Genomic DNA, 20,564 nt, shown 5'->3' with positions numbered 1-20,564 from the left:
CCCGACGCAGCGACCGGATCGGAGGCAGGACGATGACGGTGCAGCCCACCCGGAGGGGGAACGGCCCGCGTCACCGGAAGGCTGGTACGCCCGGTCCCCGCAGGACGTCGCCATGGCGTTCGAGGTCGACCCGGACGCCGGCCTGCCGGCGGCGCGGGTGACCGAACTGCTGGCCGCGCACGGCCCGAACGCGCTGCCCGAGGAGAAACCGCCGCCGGCGTGGCGGCGCTTCCTCGACCAGTACCGCAGCTACATGCAGATCATCCTGGTCGCCGCGGCCGTCGTCTCGTTCCTGATCGCCCAGTGGAGCACCGGCATCCTCCTGGTCCTGCTGACCCTGCTCAACGCGGTCGTCGGGCTGCGCCAGGAGGGCAAGGCCGAGAGCGCGATGAACGCCCTGAAGTCGATGATGAAGGCGACCGCGCGGGTGCGGCGGGACGGCACCGAGTCGGAGATCCCGGCCGAGGGAGTCGTGGCGGGCGACATCGTGCTCATCGCCGCCGGCGACCAGGTGCCGGCCGACGGGCGGATCGTCCGGGCCAACGCCCTGCAGATCGACGAGTCCGCGCTGACCGGCGAGAGCGTCCCCGCCGTCAAGGACACCGGCGCCCTGCCCGCGGGCGCCACCCCCCTCGGGCCCGGCGACCAGACCAACATGGCCTTCATGAACACCCCCGTCACGCACGGGAGCGGCGTCCTGATCGTCACCGGCACGGGCTCGGGCACGGAGCTGGGGAAGATCTCCGGGATGCTGTCGGCCACCGCAAGGAACAGTCGCCGCTGACCAAGGAGCTCGACGACCTCACCCTGTGGATCGCCGCGGCCGCGGGCCTGACGATGGTCGTGATGTTCGCCCTCGGCCGTGCCCGCGGCCAGGAGTGGGACGCGCTGTTCGTCAGCGCGGTGTCCCTGGCCATCGCCGCGATCCCCGAGGCGCTGCCCACGGTGACCCAGGTGATCCTCTCGGTCGGCAGCCTCAACCTCGCCCGGCGCAACGCGATCGTGAAGGAACTGCCCTCGGTCGAGACCCTCGGCTTCACCTCCGCCATCAACTCAGACAAGACCGGCACCCTGACGATGAACCAGATGACCGCCGTCGAGGTGGTCAGCCCCACCGACCGCTACACCGTCTCCGGCACCGGCTACGGCCTGGAGGGCAGGATCCACCACGCCGCATCGAGGACGCGATCCTGCCGTACGTGCTGGCCAGCGACGCCAAACTGGTGGACGGCACGGTGGTGGGCGACCCCACCGAGGGCGCGCTGCTCGTCCTCGGCCACAAGGCCGGGCTGGACATCGAGGCCACCCGCGAACGGCTGCCCCGGCTGGCCACCCTGCCGTTCGACCCCGGCTACAAGCTGATGGCCACCTTCCACTCGGCCACCGACGCCTCGGGCCGCCCGGTCGTACGGTGCTTCGTCAAGGGCGCGGCGCCGGCCGTGATGGCACGGGCCGCGACCGCGCTGTCCGCCGGTACGACCGTGCCCTGGGACGACGACCTCAGCCGGCGCGCCCAGGGGGCCACCGAGCGGATGGGCGGCGAGGGACGCCGCGTCATGGCCGCCGCCACCCGCGACCTGGACCCCGCCGGCTTCGACCCCGCCGGCGACCTCCTCGCCCTCGTCACCGACCTGCGGATGACCAGCCTCGTCGGCATGATCGACCCGCCCCGCGAGGAGTCCCGGGACGCGGTCGCGGACGCCCAGGCCGCCCACATCAGGGTCCGCATGGTCACCGGCGACGACGTCACCACCGGCGCCGCCATCGCGCGGCAGCTCGGCATCCCCGGCGAGGCGATGCTCGGCGCGGACTTCGCCGCGCTGCCGGAGGAGGAACGCCTCGCCCGCATCGACGACATCGGCGTGGTAGGACGGGTCGCCCCCGAGCACAAGGTCCTGCTCGCCGACACCCTCAAGAAGAAGGGCGAGGTGGTGGCGATGACCGGCGACGGCGTCAACGACGCCCCCGCCATCAAGGCCTCGGACATCGGCATCGCCATGGGCAGCGGCACCGACGTCGCCAAGAACGCCGGCCGCATGATCCTGTCCGACGACAACTTCGCCACGATCATCCACGCGGTGGAGGAGGGCCGGAAGCTCTACGACAACCTCACCAAGTACATCCGCTTCGTCCTCCTGCTGCTGGTCACCTTCGTCCTGACCTTCCTCGGCGCGACCCTGCTCAACATCGCCGCCGGTGAACCCTTCACCCCCGCCCAGGTCCTGTGGGTGCACTTCGTCGTCAACGCCCCCTTCGGCTTCGACCAGGAGAGCCCCGGCCTGATGCGCCGCACGCCCCGGCCCCGCGGGCAGTCCGTGCTCACCAGGCCCGTGCTGATCACCGTGGGGCTGAGCGGGCTGGCGGTCACCGTCATCCTGCTGGCCCTGATCAAGGTGGGGGAGAGCCACTTCCACAGCGCCGCCGTCGGCAACTCGATGGCCTTCACCGCCTTCGCGCTCTGCCTGATCGTGGCCGCGTTCGAGTGCCGCAGCGAAACCGCCTCCGTCCTCACGACCACCACCTTCGACAGCAAGCAGATGAACTGGGCGGCCCTGGGCGAGTTCGTCCTCGCCGTCCTGGTGACCCAGATGGACGGCTTCCGGCGCATCCTGGGCACCACCGGGATCAACCTGCGGCAGTTCGGCTGGGCCCTGCTGTCCGCCGTCGTCCTGCTGCTCCTGTGGGAGCTCGGCAAACTCCTGGCACGCCGGGTGCATGCGGCGGCCGCGGAGCGGGGCCGGGCGGCGCCGCTTCAGGTGCCCGCGGCGGGCAGTTCCAGCCTGAGCTCGTAGCCGCCGTCGGCCGTCGGGCCCGAGGTGACGGTGCCGCCGAGCAGCGCGGCGCGTTGCCGCAGGCCCACGAGGCCGTAGTGGGCGCTGGGCAGGGGGAGTGCGGGCCGGGTGGGGGCGGTGTTGGTGACCGTGACCCGGACGGTGCCGCCCTGGCGGTGGATCCGGACCCGTGCGGAGGCCCCGGGCGCGTGCTTGCGCACATTGGTCAGAGCCTCCTGGACGGTGCGGTACACCGCGCGCTGCACCGTCGGCGGCAGCCCGTCCGGCAGGTCCGGCTGCAGCTCGGCCTCGATGCCGCTGCCGCTCACCAGCCGTTCCAGGTCCGCGAGGGAGGGCTGCGGGGTCAGTTCCGTGGGCCGGCCGCCGGCCGCGCGCAGCACGCTCACCATGTGCCGCAGCTCGTCCAGGGTCTGCACGCTCAGCCGCCGGATCGTCGCCGCGGCCTCCTTGACCTCGGCGTCCTGCGTGCCGACCTGGAGCGCCCCGGCCCGTACAGCGATCAGGCTGACCTGGTGGGAGACCACGTCGTGCATCTCCCGCGCGAGCTGGGCGCGTTCCTTGGCCAGTACGGTCTGCGCGGTGAGCAGCCGCTCGTGGTCACGGGCCTCCGAGATCTCGGTGAGCCGCAGCGACAGGTCCCTCCGGGCCTGCACGAGCTGGCCCAGGAAGACCGGTGCGGCGGCCGTCGCGGCGGTGTAGCTCAGGGTGATCAGGGTCGAGGGCTCGGACAGGTCGAACTTCGGCGCGGGCCACGGCGCCATGTCGGCGATCGTGAAGGCCAGCGCGCAGCCGGCCAGCAGCCACCGGCGCTGGGAGAGCGAGGCGAGGGTGTAGAGCGCGGCCAGCGTGGCGAAGGCGGCGTCCGAGACCAGCACGGCAGGCAGCGCCAGGACGAAGGTGATCAGCGGCAGACGCCGGCGCAGCATCAGGGCGACGGCGCCGCCGAGGGCGCACCCGAGGCGCACCGGCTCCTCCGGGTCGACGTTGACCCAGATGTCGAACAGCGCGACCGCGACGACGACGAGGTCCACCACCACGGGTGTCGGACGCCGGAACCTCATCCGCCCTCACCGTCCTGCGGCCGCTTGAGCAGCCCCGCGCGCTCCGCGAGCAGCGCGGCCTGCACCCGGCTGCCCACCTGCAGCTTGGTCAGGATGGCGCTCACATGGTCCTTCACCGTGCCCGTCCCCAGGTGCATCCGCCCGGCGATGTCCGCGTTCGACAGGCCCTCGGCGACCAGGAGCAGGACGGCGCGCTCGCGCTCGGTCAGCCGGGCCACGCCGCGGGCCGCCGACTCCTGCGGGCCCGCGCCCAGGTAGCCGTCCACGACCGTCCGGGTGACCTTGGACGACAGCACGGCGCCGCCGTCGGCCAGGGTTCGCACCAGGAAGGGCAGTTCCTCGGGGTCGGTGTCCTTCAGCAGGAAACCGGCCGCGCCCGAGCGGAGCGCCGTGGTCACGTACTCGTCCATGTCGAAGGTCGTCAGCATCGCCACCACCGGAGGCTGCGGCAGCCGACGGAGCCCGGCCAGGACGGTGAGCCCGTCCACGTCGGGCATCCTGATGTCCAGCAGGACGACGTCGGGCTGGGCGTCCTGCGCCGTACGGATCGCCTGCCCGCCGGGCACCGCACCCACGACCTCGATGTCGTCCGCCGCGTCGAGGATGCGCTGGAAGCCCGTACGGATCAGGGCCTCGTCGTCGACCACCAATACCCGGATCACGCGTGCTCCACTCGCCACCGGACCCCTGCCCGATTCCTACCACGCCGCGCGCCGTCCGGCAGGTCACCGGGCCGCGTCCGGCCAGGTGACGGGGAGCGCCGGTCGGGGGCGGGCGCGGTTCCGGACGACTGCCCGACGGGGTGCCGCGGGCGGTTTCCACAACCCTGGAGCACTGACCAACGTAACACCGGGTGCGCCGCGGGCCACGGCGCGCGCGGTCCGGCGGTGCCCGGCAGGTTCGTGTTCCCCCGTGCGCCGCCCCGGCCCTCCGGCCCGGCTGATCAACCGGCGTCGTCCCGGGCGGGGAACCGGGCGAGTGCGACGGGCACCCAGGAACGGACCCTGACGTCGGGGTCGTCCGCGAGCCCGTGGATCGCCGGCAGGGTCCGCGGGCACCGTGCGGAACCGAGGCTGCTCAGCCCAGAGATCCGCACGCCCGGCGATACGTCGCAGAGCAGCCCGATCAGGACGTCGGCGGCCCGCGGATCGGTCCCGCAATGCCCGGTCAGCGCCCCCGCCACCGCGCGGCGGACGCCCTCGTCCGGGTCCGCGGCGGCCCGCGCGAGCCGTTCGACGTCGGACGCGTGCCGGACATAGCCGAGCAGCCAGAACGCCGTCCGCCGCAGTTCCGGGTCCGGATCGAGGGTCCAGGGGAGCAGCAGCGCGCGGGCGGAGGCGGGGTCCTCCTCGGCGAGGCGGGTCAGCTGCGCCGTGAGGGAGTCCTGGTCGTCCCCGAGGTCCGGGGCGTGGGCGCGCAGCAGTGCCGGCAGCGAGGCACGGCCCGCCGTGTGCACGAGGATCCCGGCGAGTACGGCGCGTGCGTACCAGCCCCGCGCCTCCACCACGGCCGCGAGGTGGGCCTCCAGCGCCGGGACGAGGGCCGCGTCGCGGGCGGCGAGCACCCGCCCCTCCAGCACGTGGAGGGCGTCGAGGTCCGCGTCGGGGTCCGCCAGTCCGGTGGCGAGGGCCTCGAGGTCGGCGACCGCCGTCTCGTCCATGGGGCCCCCTCCCGGTTCGTGCTTGCGGTACCGGGAGCCTACGGGCCCGGTACGACAGTGCCCGCGGGGCGTCAGTGGTGGAGGGCCGCCTTCGCGCGCTCCAGCGCGCCGCGGACCCCGGCCGAGAGGCTCTCGATGTCGTACGCGCGGTAGTGACGGCGGCCGTTGATGAAGAACGTCGGGGTCCCCGACACATTGCTCAGGTCCGCGGACTCGGCGTCCTCGGCGACCCGGACCGCGACGGAGCGGGTCTCGACGTCGCGCCGGAAGCGCTCGATGTCGAGCCCGATCGCCGTGGCCAGCCGTTCGAGTCCCCGCGAGTCGAGCGACTGGGGGTGGGCGAAGATCTGGTCGTGCATCTCCCAGAAGCGGTCCTGCTCGGCGGCGGCCTCCGTGGCGCGGGCGGCCTGGACGGCGTGGGGGTGCACGTCGGCGAGCGGCAGGTGGCGCCACACGTAACGGACATCGCCGAAGTCGGCGAGCAGGTCGCGGATGACGGGCTCCGCCTCGCCGCAGTAGGGGCACTCGAAGTCGCCGTACTCGACGACGGTGACCAGGGCGTCGTGCGGGCCGCGGACGTGGTCGCGCTCCGGGTCCACGGGGACGGCCAGGTCCTCCAGTTGCTGCGACTTGCCGAGCAGCGCCCGCCGGCGCACCGCCCGGGGCAGCCGGTTCAGGACGAGCGTGACGCACCAGGTGAGCAGGAAGGAGAGGACCACCGCGGCGAGGATGCCGACCTTCGCCTCGGCGAGCCGTCCGCCCTGGAACGCGCGGTCCGCGATGAGGAGGGCGATGGTGAAGCCGATGCCGGAGATGGTGCCGCCGGCCGTCACCGCTCCCCAGCCGACCGCCGGGCGCAGCCGGCCGCGGCTGAGCCGGGTGGTCAGCGCGGAGGCGCCCACGATCCCGAGCGGTTTGCCCACCACGTACGCGACGACGATGCCGAGGGTGACGGGGGAGGTGAACGCGGCCGCCAACTGCCGTGCGTCGATGGTGATGCCGGCGTTGGCCAGGGCGAAGGCGGGGACGATGAGATAGCTGGTCCAGGGCCGGAAGAGCTCCTGCAGCCGGGAGTTGAGCGAGACCGACAGCGCCAGACCCCGCCGGGCGCTGCGCTCCAGCGCGGGTGTGGGCTGCTCCCTGAAACGCAGGTAGAGCGTGCTGGCCCGGCGCAGGTCGGCGCCGCGCGCCGGGTGGTCGCAGGCCATGAGACCGAGCGCCAGCCCGGTCACGACCGGGTCCACCCCGGAGCCGAGCAGGGCGAACCACACCGCCACGCCGGTCAGCGCGTAGGCGGCGCCGCGGAACTCGCCGCAGGTCCGCACGATGGAGTTGGCCGCCCCGATCCCGACGGCGAAGAGGCCGATGGCGACGAACAGTTCGGGCCACGAGATGCCGCTGGTGTACGCGAACGCGATCACGGCGAGCGCGATGAAGTCGTCGACGACGGACGCGGTCAGGATGAACGCCCGGGTGGCCGCGGGGAGTCTGCGGCCCAGCAGGGCGTACATCCCGAGGGCGAACGCGGTGTCGGTGGAGATCACGGTGCCCCAGCCGCGCGCTTCGGGGGTGCCGTGGGTGAAGGCGAGGTAGAGGCCGAGCGGTACGAGCATCCCGGCGAGTCCGGCCATGGTCGGCAGGGTGATCCGGGTCCGCTCGCGGAACTCGCCGAGGTCGAACTCCCGGCGGGCCTCCAGGCCCACGATGAAGAAGAACAGCGTCATCAGCCCGCTGTTGATCCACTCCCGCAGGTCGAGCGACACCCCCCGTGAACCCAGCGTGAGCGACAGATGGGTGTGCCACACCGACTCGTAGTTGCCCGGCGCCAGGTTGGCCCAGGCCAGGGCGACGACCGTGGCGGCCAGCAGGAAACCGGCGCCCGCCGTCTCGGTGCGCAGGAACCGCAGGCGCGGAGTGGTCACGCCGGGGCGGCGCGGAGTCTGCCCCGTTGCCCGCAGTGACGAGAACGCGCTCACCCGCACATCGTGGCACGCGCCCGCGACGGTGGCCTGTCGCACGGGCCACGGGTCAGGACCGCGGCCCGGGCGGGGGTTCCGCGGCGCGCGCCCGCCCTACGCACGGTGACCGCTCCGGCGGCCGCGGGCCCGGCGGTTGGCGCCCCGGCGCCGGACGTTCGAGACTGCAAGGAGACGACTTCTTCCCGTACGGCCGGACAGGCGCCCACGACCCCTCGTGGCAGCGGGCCGCTGGGACGCGGATGGTCGTAGACCCTCAGGGGATCACATGGTGGACAAATCAGCCGAAGCCGGTCGGCGCGACCAGGATGAAGCTTCAGCCGCCGGAGGTGATCGTGCCGGTCCGCGGACCGGCACGGAAAGGATCCTCGCGGAGACCCTGGCCGGCGTCGTCCACGTCGAGCAGGTCCGCGTCGACAGCAACTTCTTCGAGGACCTGGGCGCCGACTCCCTGGTGATGGCCCACTTCTGCGCACGGCTGAGGAAACGGCCGGACGCGCCGTCGGTGTCGATGAAGGAGATCTACCGCCACCCCACCGTCCGCAGCCTGGCGGCCGCCCTCGAGGAGGCCGCACCGGCCGCCCCCGCCGCTTCCGCCGCGGCGCCCGCCCCCTCCGCGCCCGGTGTGAACGGGTACACCGGCGCCGACCCGTCGCGCGCCGCGGTGCCTCGGCCGGCGGTGGGCCCGCCGTCCGGCACCCCCCACTACGTGCTGTGCGCGACGCTGCAGTTGGCCTTCTTCGTGGCGTACTCCTTCGGGGCCGCGCTCGTCCTCACCAAGGGCGTGGACTGGATCGCCGGAGCCTCCGGCCTGGTCGACACCTACCTGCGGGCGATCGCCTTCGGCAGCATGACCTTCGTCGCGGTGTGCGTGCTCCCGATCGTCGCCAAGTGGGTGCTCGTCGGCCGGTGGCGGCCCCGGCAGATCCGCATCTGGAGCCTGTCCTACCTGCGCTTCTGGTGCGTCAAGACCCTCATCCGGTCGGATCCGCTGGTGTTCTTCCACGGGTCGCCGCTGTACACGCTCTACCTTCGGGCACTCGGCGCGAAGATCGGACGCCGGGTCACCGTCCTGTCACGGCGCGTGCCGGTCTGCACCGACCTGCTCACCATCGGCGACGACACGGTGATCCGCAAGGACGTGTTCTTCTCCTGTTACCGCGCCGAGTCCGGGGTGATCCGGAGCGGCCCCGTTACGCTCGGCAAGGACGTGCTGGTCGGCGAGGTGACGGTGATCGACATCGACACGGTCATGGGCGACGGCACCCAGCTCGGGCACGCCTCCTCGCTCCACGCCGGCCAGCGCGTCCCCGACGGCGAGCACTGGCACGGCTCCCCCGCCCAGCCCGCCGAGGTCGACTACCGGGCCGTCGGCCCGGCCCGCTGCGGCACCGCGCGCAGGGCGGGCTACTCCCTCTCGCAGCTGCTGGGAGCGGTCCTGGTCTACGTGCCGCTGGCCGTCGCCGGCTCGGTGCTGCTGTTCGCCGCCGTGCCGCAGTTCGCCTCGCTCCTGGAGCCGGACCCCAGGGCGCTGACGACCTGGTCGTTCTACTCCGACGCCCTGGTCACCTCGGTCGCCCTGTTCTTCGGCGCGGTGGTGCTCGGCCTGCTGTTCACGGTGACGGTCCCGCGCGTGCTGAACCGCGCCGTCCGGCCGGACACGGTCTACCCCCTGTTCGGCTTCCGGTACGGGATGCACCGGACCATCGGCTTCCTGACCAACCGGCGTTTCTTCAAGACCCTGTTCGGCGACAGCTCGGCCATCGTCCACTACCTCGGCGGCCTGGGCTACCGGCTCTCCCACGTGGAGCAGACCGGGTCGAACTTCGGCACGATCATGAAGCAGGACAACCCGTTCCTCAGCGCCGTCGGCCGGGGGACGATGGTGGCCGACGGGCTGTCGATCATCAACGCCGACTTCTCCAGTTCGTCCTTCTGCGTCTCGCGCGTCACCATCGGGCCGCACAACTTCGTCGGCAACTACGTCGCCTACCCGTCGCAGGGCAGGACGGGGGACAATTGCCTCCTGGCGACCAAGGTCATGGTCCCGGTGGACGGGAAGGTGCGGGAGGGCGTCGGCCTGCTGGGCTCGCCCAGCTTCGAGATCCCGCGGTCCGTCCTGCGCGACAGCAAGTTCGACCACCTCAAGGACGGCGAGACCTTCCGGCGGCGCCTGGCGGCCAAGAACAAGCACAACGTCTCCACCATGGCGCTGCACCTGCTCGCGCGGTGGGTGTTCTTCTTCTGGGTGGCGCTCGTGGTGTCGGTGGCCGCGGACCTCTACGACGCGCTCGGGGTGTCGGTGATCGCGCTCGCCAACATCCTCACGCTCGCCTTCACGGTCGCCGACATGGTGCTGTCCGAACGCATCGCCACCGGCTTCCGCGGGCTGCGGCCGCTGTACTGCTCGATCTACGAACGCCCCTTCTGGCAGCACGAGCGGTACTGGAAGGTCACGAGCGTGAGCGAGGCGATCATGGTATTCAACGGCACGCCCTTCAAGAGCGTCATCTGGCGCTGGCTCGGCGTCCGGGTGGGCCGGCGGGTCTTCGACGACGGCTGCTACTTCCCGGAGCGTTCCCTGGTCGCCGTCGGGGACGAGTGCGTCCTCAACGAGGGCAGCCGCATCCAGTGCCACTCCCAGGAGGACGGCACCTTCAAGTCCGACCACAGCGTCCTCGGGGCCGGCTGCACGCTCGGCGTCGGCGCCCTCGTGCACTACGGGGTGACGATGGGCGACGAGGCGGTCCTCGCGCCGGACTCCTTCCTGATGAAGGGCGAGGAGATGCCGCCGGGGGCCCACTGGGCCGGCAACCCCGCCCGGGAGATGCCGGACGTGCTGCCGGTGCCCCCGGCGCACCGCGACGCCGCGACCGCGGCCCGGACCGGCTGAGCGGCGGCGCCGCGCCGCGTCCGGTGACCGGCCGGGACCCCCGGTGGCACGCGCGTCCGATCGGGCCAACACTGGTGGAGTACGGGCAAATCGACTACGGCGGGCGCCACTCAGCCGTTGTGGGCCCGCCGGACGGGTGGGCAAGGTGACGACTTCCCCCTTCGGGTCCGGCGACCCGTTCTCCGACCTCTTCAACCGCTTCTTCGGGATGAGTCCCGCGGCATCGCCGCCCGCGGTCCAGCGCGTCCCCATCGGGCGCCTGCTCAGCGACTCCTCGAACGAACTGCTGGCGGCCGCCGCGAGCCGGGCGGCCGCCGACGGCGCCGACCTCGACACCGAGCACCTGCTGTGGGCGGCCACCCGCGTACCTGCGGGCAGGCAGCTGCTGGAGCAGGCGGGTGTGGACCCCGACCGGCTGGCCGAGGACGTGGGCGCGATCCTGCCCTCGGGCACCGGCAGCGGGGAGCCGGCGCTGACCCCGGCGGCGAAACGCGCCCTGCTCGCCGCCCATGCGCGCTCCCAGGCCTCCGGCGCCTCCTACATCGGCCCGGAGCACATCCTCGCCGCGCTCGCGGACGACCCCCGCTCCGGCCTCGAGATGCGCTCCGAGGGCGCCGATCCCACGGCCCTGGCCGGAAAGGGCGGCGGCCCCCGGTCCGCGCCGACCGACACCCCGACCCTGGACGAGTACGGCCGGGACCTCACCGAGGAGGCGCGCGCCGGACGGCTGGACCCGGTGATCGGCCGGGGCGAGGAGATCGAGCAGACCGTCGAGGTGCTGTCCCGGCGGACGAAGAACAACCCCGTGCTCATCGGTGAACCCGGCGTCGGCAAGACCGCCATCGTCGAGGGCCTCGCGCAGCGCGTCGTGGCCGGCGAGGTGCCCAGGACGCTCCGGGACCGCAGGGTGGTCGGCCTCGACCTGGCCGGACTCGTGGCCGGCTCCAAGTACCGGGGCGAGTTCGAGGAACGCCTGAAGAAGGTGATCGGCGAGGTCACCGCGGCGAAGAGCAGCGTCATCCTGTTCATCGACGAACTCCACACCGTCGTCGGCGCCGGGGCGGGCGGCGAGGGCGCCATGGACGCGGGGAACATCCTCAAACCCGCCCTGGCCCGCGGCGACCTGAGCGTGGTCGGCGCCACCACCATCGACGAGTACCGCAGGTACATCGAGAAGGACGCCGCCCTCGAGCGCCGCTTCCAGCCCGTGATGGTCCCCGAGCCCTCCGTCGACGAGACGGTCGAGATTCTGCGCGGGCTGCGCGACTCCTACGAGGCGCACCACCAGGTGCGTTACACCGACGAGGCACTGGACGCCGCGGCCGCCCTGTCCGACCGGTACGTCAGCGACCGCTTCCTGCCCGACAAGGCGATCGACCTCATGGACCAGGCCGGCGCCCGCGTGGGCCTGCGCTCCCTGGACGGCCCGGGCCCGTCCGACGAGCTGGAGGAGCGCCTCACCAAGCTCCGCCGCGAGAAGGACGAGGCCGTCAGCACCGAGGACTTCGAACGCGCCGGCGGCCTCAAGGAGCGGATCCGGGAGCTGGAGAACGAACGCGCCGCGGTCACCGCGGAACGGGAACAGCCCCCCGGCGTCACGGCCGAGGACATCGCCGAGGTGCTGTCCGCGCGCACCGGCATCCCCGTCTCCCAGCTGAACGAGACCGAACGCGAGCGGCTGATGAAGCTGGAGGAGGACCTCCACCGGCGGGTGATCGGCCAGGACGAGGCGGTCGACGCCGTCGCCCAGGCCGTGCGCCGCGGCCGCGCCGGCATGGGCGACCCCGACCGGCCCACCGGCAGCTTCCTCTTCCTCGGACCGACCGGCGTCGGCAAGACGGAACTCGCCAAGGCGCTCGCCGAGCTCCTCTTCGGCGACCCCGAACGCATGATCCGCTTCGACATGAGCGAGTTCCAGGAGAAGCACACCGTCTCCCGGCTCGTCGGCTCCCCGCCCGGCTACGTCGGGTACGAGGAGGCCGGGCAGCTCACCGAGGCGGTGCGCCGCAAGCCGTACAGCGTCGTGCTGTTCGACGAGGTCGAGAAGGCCCACCCGGACGTCTTCAACCTGCTGCTGCAGGTGCTGGACGACGGGCGCCTCACCGACGCCCAGGGCCGCACGGTGGACTTCCGGAACACCGTGGTCATCATGACCAGCAACATCGCCTCCAAGCACATCCTCGACCACGAAGGGGCCGTCGACGACATCAGGGACGACCTGATGGCCGAGCTCCAGGCGCATTTCCGGCCCGAGTTCCTCAACCGCATCGACGAGATCATCGTCTTCCACGCGCTGACCCGGTCGGACCTCGTGCAGATCGTCGACCTCCTGCTGGAGCGCAGCCGCCGCAGGCTCCACGCCCAGCAGGTCGGCCTCGAGGTCACCCAGGCCGCCAAGGAGTGGCTGGCCGACCGGGGCTACCAACCGGAGTTCGGGGCGCGGCCGTTGCGCCGCACCATCCAGACCGAACTCGACAACAGGCTCTCCAACATGCTGCTCGACGGCACCATCAACCCCGGGGACACGGTCGTCGCCGACGTCAAGGACGGGCAGCTGTCCCTCGGCCTCAAGGAGGGCGAACCGCGGGAGCCGGCCAAGGAGGCGGCGGCGTCGGACGGTTGACCCCGGCCCACCGCGCAGCTTCACGGGCGGGCATCCGCCACGGGCCCGCGCCCTCCCCGGAACCGCACGGGGCGGGCGCCAGGAGGAGACGGAAATGACCGGTCACATGTACCTGGCCTACGACTACCCGGTCCTGGGCGCGTTCTGGACGATGATGTGGATCTTCCTGTGGGTGATCTGGATCTTCCTCATCGTCCGCGTCGTGATGGACGTCTTCCGCGACGACACCATGAACGGATGGGCCAAGGCGGCCTGGCTGCTCTTCGTGCTCGTCCTCCCCTTCATCGGGATCCTCGCCTACCTCCTCTTCCGCGGCTCGGGTATGGGCAAGCGCGAGGCGGAGCAGGCGCGCACCCGCCAGAAGGCGTTCGACGACTACATCCGCGAGACCGCGGGCGGCGCCGGCACGGCGACGGTCGGGGTCGACGCGCTCGCCAAGCTCTCGGAGCTCAAGGCCAGGGGCGACCTGACCGAGGAGGAGTTCCAGCGCTTCAAGGAGAAGGTCCTGCACTGAGCCGTCCCAGCCCTTCGTCCCGCGGCGGCGTCCGCCGCCGCGGGCACCGCCGGGAGACACGATGAACGCACCGTACGGACACGCCACGACGCAAGGGCCGGCCGACCCCGACGAGGTGCTCGGCAAGCTGGGGGGCTCCTGGGGATGGTCCCTGGGCTTCGGCCTCGCGACGCTCGTGGCGGGGGTGACCGTGCTCGTCTGGCCGGACGAGACGCTGCACGTGCTGGCGGTCGTCATCGGCCTGTACCTGCTGGTCACGGGGGTCTTCCACTTCGTCACGGCGTTCTCCCGCCGGGACGGCGGCAGCAGGGTGACGGCGGTGATCGTCGCGGTGGTCGCCGTGCTCGCGGGGGTGCTGTGCCTGCGGCACCCGCTGCAGACCGCCGCCGTGCTCTCCCTCGTCCTCGGCGCCTACTGGCTGGTGTCCGGCCTGCTCGTGGGCTTCATCGCCGTCGCGGGACGGGACATGCCGCACCGGGGCATGGCCTTCGCCGTGGCCGCGCTCGGCGTCGTCGCGGGGATCGTCGTGCTCGCCTTCCCCGTGCAGTCGGCGGTCGCACTGGCCCGGCTGGTCGGGCTGTGGCTCGTGCTGCTCGGCCTGGCCGAGGTGGCGGCGGCGCTCGCCTTGCGCTCCCTCGCGAAACGGTCGGCGCCCGCACCTCCGCACGTGTGATCAGGGCCCCGCGCCGTCGTAGGCGGCCCGTAGGGGCGGGACCGGGGTCTGCAGGGACTGTTCGGCCCAGATGGTCTTGCCCTCGCCGTGGTAGCGGGTGCCCCACTGGTCGGCGCAGCGGGAGACGATGAACAGGCCGCGCCCGCTCTCGTCCAGGGTGCGGGCGTGCTTCAAGTGAGGCGCGCTGGCTCCCGCGTCGCTGACCTCGCAGGTCAGCGTGGCGTCCAGCACGAGCCGCAGTTGCAGGGGAGGGGCCCCGTACCGCACCGCGTTGCCGACCAGTTCGCTGACGATCAGCTCCGTGGTGAAGGCCGTCTCCTCGTCGACCCCCCACTGCGCCAGCCGGCGCCGCGCCAACGACCGCGCGATGGGCGCCGCCTCCGCGTCGCTGGGCAGCGGGCAGGTCAGCACCCGGTCGCCGGGGAACCCCCGGGTGCGGGCGAACAGCATGAGCAGGTCCCCGGGCTGGCTGCCGTTCCTGATGGCGTACGCGAAGGCGTCGCTCAGCTCCTGCAGCGGGCCCCGGCCGTACCGCTCCAGCAGGCCGTGCAGCGTTCCCGAGCCCGGGTGGAGCAGGTCCGTCAGCGGGGAGGTGCCGAACAGCAGGGTGGTGTGCTCGGGGAGCGCGACCGTGGCGGCGGAGAACGGGGTGTTGCTCGTCTCCGCCAGCAGCGGACCGGCAGAGACGGACAGCGACTCGATCGCGCCGTCGGGGAAGACGGCGATCGGCTGCGGGTGGCCCGCGAGGGCGATCGTGCAGGTGAGGTCGAGCGGGTCGTAGACGGCGATGACGCACTCCGCGGTCAGCGGCTCGCGGTGCAGGGGGTCCCCGGCCGGCAGCGCCGCCCGCTCCTCGGCCAGCCGGGTCGCCGTGTCGCTCAGCCGGGCCAGCAGTTCCTCGGGCTGCAGGTCGAGCGCGGCCAGGGAGTGGATCACCGTACGCAACTGCCCCATGGTGGTGGCGGCCTCGACGCCCCGCCCCTTGACGTCACCGGCGACCAGCGCCGTCCGTGCCCCGGGCAGCGGGATCACGTCGAACCACGCCCCTCCGCCCTCCACGCCCGGCAGGTGGAGGTGGGACGTCTCCAGCGCGATCCGCGGCGCCGGCCGCTGCGGCAGCAGCCGGCGCTGCACGGTCGCGGCGATGGTGCGCTCGCGGGTGAAGCGCCGGGCGTTCTCGATGCACAGCGCCGCGTGGGTGCACACGTCCAGCGCCAGCCTGACGTCCTCCTCGTCGAAGAGGTCCTCGTCCTCGTGCCGGTAGAAGCTGACCAGGCCCAGCGCCTCACCGCGCACCGCCAGCGGCGCCACGATCAGGGAGTGCACGTTCTGCCGGCGGATCGCGTCGGCCCGGGCGGGGTCCGCCGCCAGCCACATGCTGTTCTCGTCCACGTGGATGAGCCGCGGCTGCAGATCGGCCAGCACGCGGGCGAACGGGGTGCCGTAGGGCAGGTGCCGGACGTCCCCCACGGGGTACGCCGAGATCTTCCCGCGGTAGGCGGCCCTGCGCAGCGGCACGTCGCGGTCGACGGGGACCAGCGGCGGCACCTCGCCGCGCACGACGTCCTCCACCACCTCCACCACCACGATCCCGGCGAACGCCGGGACCACCGTCTCCGCGAGCTCCTCGCAGACCGCGACGACGTCCAGCCGCTGCCCCACCCGCTCGCGCACCGCGTCCAGGACGGCCATCCGCCGGCGGCTCGTCTGCCGCTCGGTGACGTCGGAGGCCGCGGCCACCAGCCCCAGCACCTCGCCATGCGGGCCCTCCAGACGGAAGACGGACGTGAGGTACATGCGCCGGTGCGGCCGGCCCTCGCCCAGTGCGCCGCGCACCAGGCGGTTCACCACCGGCTCGCCGGTCTCCAGCACCCGCCGGGCGACCTCCTCCTCCGTCACCGGGTCGTCCAGCTGGAACACCTCGCTGAAGTGCCGCCCGGGGCTGAGCGCGGCATCGTGCAGCGCCCGCGTCGCGCTGTTCATCCGCACCAGGCGCAACTGGTCGTCGAGGACGTGCAGACCCACCGGGGCCTGCGAGAACATCACCTTCAGCAGCGCCATGTCCCGCACCCCGAGGGCGTCGCCGCCCGCGCGCACCTCCCACATCACGCAGGCACCGCGCAGGAGCGGCCTGACCAGCAGCTCGCTCTGGCCCAGGGCTGATCCGGGCGCGCGGACGAGGTCGGCGACGGGCCGTCCCACGGCCCGGTCGGCGGGCAGGCCGAACAGCTCCTCGGCCTTGGGCCGCCACTCGGCCACCCGCCCGTCCTCGTCGACGAGCAGGAGCACGTCACCGCCACCCGCCATCCGCACGCACCTCCCACCTCACCCTCTCCCACCCCACCAGCCCCCGCACCCTGGCGTTTCCCCCGGCGGAGGGTCCGCCGCCGCGACCGTGTCAGGAGGTGAGGAGCCGCTCGTCGGACGGTGCGGGGGAGGGCGAGGGGAACCCGTCGCGGTACTGCACCGCGATCATGGCGATGTCGTCGTCGAGCGTGATGGCGCCGCCGCCCACGTGCAGGGAGAGCCCGTCGAGCACGTGCTGGAGCAGTTCCTCCGGACGGGAGCCCGGCCAGTCGGCCACGTGGGCGCCCAGGTCGTAGAACTGGCCGTCGTCGTTGCGGGCCTCGATGGCGCCGTCGGTGTAGAGCAGCAGCGTCGCCTCACGGCCGAAGGGGAAGGTGTCGACGACGTAGTCCTCGGCGTTCAGGCTCCCCAGGCCGAGCGGGGGAGAGGGCACGGCCGGGGCCAGCAGCATGGTGTCGGACCGCTGCGCCATGTAGGGCGGGGGGTGCCCGCAGGTGACCATGTGGATCTCGGCGCAGCCGTCGGGGACCTCCAGGACCAGCGCGGTGATGAACCGTTCCACGGCGTCGCTGTCGGTGCGGCCGGTCTCCTCGAAGTGGCCGCGCACCGCGTGCTCCAGGTCGGCCACCAGCTCCGGGAGCGAGCCGAACCTGCGGGCGGCCCCCCGGAACGCCCCGAGCAGGGCCTCCGCGTCCTCGACCGCCGGCAGCCCCTTGCCCTTGACGTCCCCGATCAGGAAACGGACCCCCGCCGCGCTCCGGGCCACCGCGTACAGGTCCCCGCCGATCTGCGCGTACGGATGGGAGGCGTGGTACGTGGCCCGCACGAGCAACGGCCCGATGCGCGGGGGCAGCGGGCGCAGCAGGACGCGCTGGATGGTGTCGGACACGATCCGCACCTCCATCAGCTCCCGGACGCTGCGGTCCCGGATGCTGCGGGAGGCGATGACGAAGGCCGAGACGAGGAGGATCTCCAGCTGGTGGACGGCGGGGATGGAGGTGCCCAGCAGGTTGTCGTGGACGTCCAGCACGAAGGCGGCGACGCAGGACAGGGCGGCGCTCAAGGTCGTCGTCCCCGGTCCCGCCAGCACGGCCGTGGTGGCGGGGACCACCACCATCAGCGAGGCCAGGTGCTCGGTGGGCGGCAGTACGAAGCCGGTGACGACGATCGCGCCGATCATGAACAGGGCCAGCGCCAGTGGCCCGTGGCCCTGGGTCACCTGCGTCACCCAGGAGGGGCCGGGCCCTGAGCCCGGCGCGGCCGCCCGCCGCCCGGGCAGCCGCCACAGGCGGTGCGTGAGACTGCCCTTCATCGCGGCTCCGGGTCCCTGACGGGGCCGGGGGCCGCGGCGCGAAGGTCGTCCTCCACCGCTGGCGCTCCCATACACCGAATGTACGCCCGGCAAACATCTCCGGTCATCGCACCGCTTAATGGCAGCATTCGGAAAAAGCGGACGGAGCGAGGGAGGGCGGCGGTGCGCCCTCCCCGGAGGCCGGGGACCGTCAGCCTGTGAACGCCTCGACCAGGGTCCAGACGGCCAGGCCCGCCATGCAGGCGCCGCCGATGCGCTGGACGGTCTTCAGAGGCACCTTCTTGGCGATGAACCGGCCCACCACCAGGGCCAGGGCGGAAACCGACATCAGGGCCGCGGCCGAGCCGACGGCTGTGGGCAGCCAGCCGTTGGTGGCGGCGAGGTTGGCGGTGGTGATCTGCGTGAGGTCGCCCCACTCGCCGATGAAGACGGCCATGAAGGCGGTGGAGTACACCGGCCAGAAACCGGTCACGGTCCTGCCGGCCTCGTCGTGGTCGTCGTCGCCCCCGCTCCGCAGAAGCATCACGGCGCCGAAGGCGAACAAGGCGGCGGAGACCAGCTTCACGGCCATGTTCGGCAGCATGCTGATCAGGCTGCCGGCGCCCACCGCGATGGCCACGTGCACGATGAAGGCGGTCGAGGTGCCGAACCAGACGTACAGCGGGCGCATGCGCGTGCCCATCGCCAGTGAGGCGAACATCGTCTTGTCCGGGAGCTCGGCGAGGAAGATCAGCCCGAAGGCGGTGACGAGCGCCAGGGGGTCGAAGGTCATTCCGGTGCTTTCTGCTGGGGCCGGACCGCGGACTCGACGGCACCCAGGGGGCGACGGGAAGCGCCAACGGCCCGGCACGACGGTGCGGCCCGCACGTCGGTGCGGACCACGTCTTGCCTTGGCCGAAGGTCTCGTCCACCCCCGCACCCGGTGCGGCGGCCCGGTGGCCGGGACGTCCAGGACGTCCAGTGTGTCGACCAGCCGGTATTGCGGGACTACTCCCCTTCGCTGCGGCCCAGTGTACCCAACGCGCGGATCGTCCCCGCCGGCCCGGCGGCGGACGTGCGCGCCCTTGTGCGACGCCCGCCCGTTCGGTCGGCGGCGCGGGATACTGGCCGCATGAAGCTGACGGTGTTCTGGGAACGGATGCGCACGCACTTCGGCGAGACGTACGCCGATTCCTTCGCGCGCGACCACGTGATGTCCGAGCTCGGCGGCCGGACCGTGCACCAGGCACTGGACGAGGGCTGGGAGACCAAGGACGTGTGGCGGGCGGTCTGCGCGGCCGTCGACGTTCCGGCCTCGCGCCGCTGATCACGGGGTGGGACTGGGGTCGTGGCGGGAAGCGACGAGACGATAGCCGGGGCGGCCGCGGGTCCGCGGACGCCGGGGGAGCCCGGGGAGGGCGCGGGGGGTTCCGCGATGCCGCGGTGGCTGCCGAAGGCGATGCTGCTGGCGATCGCGCTGCTGGCCGCCTTCCAACTGGCGAACTGGGCGTTCCACCAGGTCATCGGGTTGCTGGTGAACATCCTGCTGGCCTTTTTCGGCGCCCTGGCGATCGAGCCGGCGGTGGACTGGATGGCCGCGCGCGGCATGCGCAGGGGGTGGGCGACCGGGCTGGTGTTCCTGGTCGTGCTCGCCGCGGGCGGGATCTTCGTGGTGCTGCTCGGTTCCCTGCTGGTGGACCAGATCACCTCGATCGGGCGAAATCTGCCGGAGTACGTCGACGACGTGGTCGTGTGGGTCAACCACACCTTCGGCACCGACCTGTCCGTCGGCAAGGTGCAGGAGAACGTGCTGCACTCCGACTGGCTGCGCACCTACGTGCAGCGGCAGGCGGGCAACGTGTGGGGGCTGTCGGCGACGGTCCTCGGCGGGGTCTTCCAGGTGCTGACGATCAGCCTGTTCACCTTCTACTTCGCCGCCGACGGGCCCCGGATGCGCCGTGCCGTGTGCTCGGTGCTGCCGCCCGCCCGGCAGGCCGAGGTGCTGCGGGCCTGGGAGATCGCGGTGGCCAAGACCGGCGGCTACCTGTACTCGCGGGCGCTGATGGCGCTGATCTCGGCCGTCTCCCACTACGTGCTGTTCGTGGTCATCGGGGTGCCGTACGCGCCGGCGCTGGCGGTCTGGGTCGGCGTGGTCTCGCAGTTCGTGCCGACGGTCGGCACGTACCTGGCGGGGGCGCTGCCGATGCTGATCGCGTTCACGCAGGACCCGTGGGACGCGGTGTGGGTGCTCGGCTTCGTCGTGGTCTACCAGCAGTTCGAGAACTACGTGCTGCAGCCGCGGATCACCGCGCGCACCGTCGACATCCACCCCGCGGTGGCCTTCGGGTCGGTGATCGCCGGCACGGCGCTGCTGGGGGCGGTGGGCGCGCTGGTGGCGATCCCGGCGACGGCGACGCTGCAGGGCTTCCTCGGGGCGTACGTGAAGCGGTACGCCGTCACGGACCCGCGGGCGCACGGGCCGCAGCGGCGGCCGCTGTTCCGGTTCCGGTCGCGCCGGACCGGCCGGGGGAGCGGCCCGGGCGACGGGCAGGGCACCGGTCCGGGCGGTGACGGGCCGGGCGACGGACCGGAGGGGCCCGCGGGGGCGTGAGGGACCGGCGGGACGGCCGGAACGGGGCGGACGGGGCGGGCGGCGGGGGCGACCGAGGTCCGGGAGTCGCTTGACACGAAAATCGAACATCCATTCTCATGGATGTCCCGGACCCGGTTTCCCAAGGGTTTTCACGGACTCCCGTGGGTTGTCCACAGGCCGG

15 protein-coding genes and 1 pseudogene are annotated in these 20,564 nt (G+C 72.6%); 9 read left to right on the top strand and 7 right to left on the bottom strand.

Annotated features, from left to right (window positions below; genetic code table 11):
* Positions 1-112: 112 nt before the first annotated feature.
* From PV410_RS31040 to PV410_RS31030, 3 genes and pseudogenes are all read left to right on the top strand, one after another.
* Positions 113-784 (top strand): HAD-IC family P-type ATPase, encoded by a 672-nt coding sequence (locus PV410_RS31040; RefSeq protein ID WP_500329070.1) that lies wholly within the window; start codon positions 113-115, stop codon positions 782-784.
* Positions 781-1,050: pseudogene (locus PV410_RS31035) on the top strand (cation-transporting P-type ATPase); the annotation flags it as partial. The gene PV410_RS31040 and the pseudogene PV410_RS31035, both read left to right, overlap by 4 nt.
* A gap of 149 nt (positions 1,051-1,199) precedes the next feature.
* The gene (locus PV410_RS31030) at positions 1,200-2,792 is read left to right on the top strand and encodes an HAD-IC family P-type ATPase (RefSeq protein ID WP_500329069.1); all 1,593 of its coding nucleotides are present in this window, start codon (positions 1,200-1,202) and stop codon (positions 2,790-2,792) included.
* On the opposite strand, the gene PV410_RS31025 is transcribed toward PV410_RS31030, so the two are convergent.
* From PV410_RS31025 to PV410_RS31010, 4 genes are all read right to left on the bottom strand, one after another.
* Positions 2,753-3,853 carry a sensor histidine kinase gene (locus tag PV410_RS31025; RefSeq protein ID WP_500329068.1) on the bottom strand — a complete coding sequence of 367 codons (1,101 nt, stop codon included), beginning with the start codon at positions 3,851-3,853 and terminating at the stop codon, positions 2,753-2,755. The two genes, PV410_RS31030 and PV410_RS31025, sit on opposite strands and share 40 nt — an antisense overlap.
* Positions 3,850-4,515 carry a response regulator gene (locus PV410_RS31020; protein ID WP_499514378.1) on the bottom strand — a complete coding sequence of 222 codons (666 nt, stop codon included), beginning with the start codon at positions 4,513-4,515 and terminating at the stop codon, positions 3,850-3,852. Before PV410_RS31020 ends, PV410_RS31025 begins: the two co-directional genes overlap by 4 nt.
* A gap of 281 nt (positions 4,516-4,796) precedes the next feature.
* A complete protein-coding gene (locus PV410_RS31015; RefSeq protein WP_500329067.1) occupies positions 4,797-5,513 on the bottom strand; it encodes a HEAT repeat domain-containing protein in 717 nt (238 codons plus the stop codon).
* A 71-nt stretch (positions 5,514-5,584) separates the two neighbouring features.
* The gene (locus tag PV410_RS31010; RefSeq protein WP_500329066.1) at positions 5,585-7,435 is read right to left on the bottom strand and encodes a Na+/H+ antiporter NhaA; all 1,851 of its coding nucleotides are present in this window, start codon (positions 7,433-7,435) and stop codon (positions 5,585-5,587) included.
* Between the two features lie 322 nt (positions 7,436-7,757).
* Between PV410_RS31010 and PV410_RS31005 the strand changes: the two genes are divergently transcribed.
* The 4 genes from PV410_RS31005 to PV410_RS30990 all read left to right on the top strand — a co-directional run bounded on the left by PV410_RS31005 (position 7,758) and on the right by PV410_RS30990 (position 14,192).
* Entirely contained in the window at positions 7,758-10,382 is a 2,625-nt protein-coding gene (locus PV410_RS31005) for a Pls/PosA family non-ribosomal peptide synthetase (protein WP_500329065.1), read from the top strand.
* A 145-nt stretch (positions 10,383-10,527) separates the two neighbouring features.
* Positions 10,528-13,005: an ATP-dependent Clp protease ATP-binding subunit gene (locus PV410_RS31000; RefSeq protein WP_500329064.1), complete on the top strand. Its 2,478-nt coding sequence runs from the start codon at positions 10,528-10,530 to the stop codon at positions 13,003-13,005.
* A 94-nt stretch (positions 13,006-13,099) separates the two neighbouring features.
* Positions 13,100-13,519 (top strand): SHOCT domain-containing protein, encoded by a 420-nt coding sequence (locus tag PV410_RS30995; RefSeq protein ID WP_500329063.1) that lies wholly within the window; start codon positions 13,100-13,102, stop codon positions 13,517-13,519.
* A 61-nt stretch (positions 13,520-13,580) separates the two neighbouring features.
* A complete protein-coding gene (locus PV410_RS30990) occupies positions 13,581-14,192 on the top strand; it encodes an HdeD family acid-resistance protein (protein ID WP_500329062.1) in 612 nt (203 codons plus the stop codon).
* On the opposite strand, the gene PV410_RS30985 is transcribed toward PV410_RS30990, so the two are convergent.
* The 3 genes from PV410_RS30985 to PV410_RS30975 all read right to left on the bottom strand — a co-directional run bounded on the left by PV410_RS30985 (position 14,193) and on the right by PV410_RS30975 (position 18,583).
* Entirely contained in the window at positions 14,193-16,499 is a 2,307-nt protein-coding gene (locus PV410_RS30985; RefSeq protein WP_500329061.1) for a SpoIIE family protein phosphatase, read from the bottom strand. It lies immediately after the preceding gene.
* A gap of 91 nt (positions 16,500-16,590) precedes the next feature.
* Positions 16,591-17,811 carry a PP2C family protein-serine/threonine phosphatase gene (locus PV410_RS30980; protein ID WP_500329060.1) on the bottom strand — a complete coding sequence of 407 codons (1,221 nt, stop codon included), beginning with the start codon at positions 17,809-17,811 and terminating at the stop codon, positions 16,591-16,593.
* 190 nt (positions 17,812-18,001) lie between these two features.
* Positions 18,002-18,583, bottom strand: a complete 582-nt coding sequence (locus PV410_RS30975) for a TMEM165/GDT1 family protein (RefSeq protein ID WP_499514386.1) — start codon at positions 18,581-18,583, stop codon at positions 18,002-18,004.
* Positions 18,584-18,922: 339 nt separating this feature from the next.
* Between PV410_RS30975 and PV410_RS30970 the strand changes: the two genes are divergently transcribed.
* Together PV410_RS30970 and PV410_RS30965 are read left to right on the top strand one after the other, a co-directional pair.
* Positions 18,923-19,117: a DUF3046 domain-containing protein gene (locus PV410_RS30970; protein ID WP_499514387.1), complete on the top strand. Its 195-nt coding sequence runs from the start codon at positions 18,923-18,925 to the stop codon at positions 19,115-19,117.
* Between the two features lie 21 nt (positions 19,118-19,138).
* Positions 19,139-20,401: an AI-2E family transporter gene (locus PV410_RS30965; protein ID WP_500329059.1), complete on the top strand. Its 1,263-nt coding sequence runs from the start codon at positions 19,139-19,141 to the stop codon at positions 20,399-20,401.
* Positions 20,402-20,564: the final 163 nt, after the last annotated feature.

The sequence above is a fragment of the Streptomyces sp. PA03-5A genome, from assembly GCF_033792725.1.
Classification (GTDB): domain Bacteria; phylum Actinomycetota; class Actinomycetes; order Streptomycetales; family Streptomycetaceae; genus Actinacidiphila.
Note: the sequence above shows the minus strand (reverse complement) of the source record. Positions and strands in the feature narration are given on the sequence as shown.

Bases quoted from the DNA above. Each gene is read 5' to 3' on its own strand.
- PV410_RS30990 (WP_500329062.1), top strand. From the start codon at position 13,581: ATGAACGCACCGTACGGACACGCCACGACGCAAGGGCCGGCCGACCCC.
- PV410_RS31015 (WP_500329067.1), bottom strand. From the start codon at position 5,513: ATGGACGAGACGGCGGTCGCCGACCTCGAGGCCCTCGCCACCGGACTG.
- PV410_RS30975 (WP_499514386.1), bottom strand. From the start codon at position 18,583: ATGACCTTCGACCCCCTGGCGCTCGTCACCGCCTTCGGGCTGATCTTC.
- PV410_RS30970 (WP_499514387.1), top strand. From the start codon at position 18,923: ATGAAGCTGACGGTGTTCTGGGAACGGATGCGCACGCACTTCGGCGAG.
- PV410_RS31005 (WP_500329065.1), top strand. From the start codon at position 7,758: ATGGTGGACAAATCAGCCGAAGCCGGTCGGCGCGACCAGGATGAAGCT.
- PV410_RS31040 (WP_500329070.1), top strand. From the start codon at position 113: ATGGCGTTCGAGGTCGACCCGGACGCCGGCCTGCCGGCGGCGCGGGTG.
- PV410_RS30985 (WP_500329061.1), bottom strand. From the start codon at position 16,499: ATGGCGGGTGGCGGTGACGTGCTCCTGCTCGTCGACGAGGACGGGCGG.
- PV410_RS30980 (WP_500329060.1), bottom strand. From the start codon at position 17,811: ATGAAGGGCAGTCTCACGCACCGCCTGTGGCGGCTGCCCGGGCGGCGG.
- PV410_RS30995 (WP_500329063.1), top strand. From the start codon at position 13,100: ATGACCGGTCACATGTACCTGGCCTACGACTACCCGGTCCTGGGCGCG.
- PV410_RS31025 (WP_500329068.1), bottom strand. From the start codon at position 3,853: ATGAGGTTCCGGCGTCCGACACCCGTGGTGGTGGACCTCGTCGTCGTC.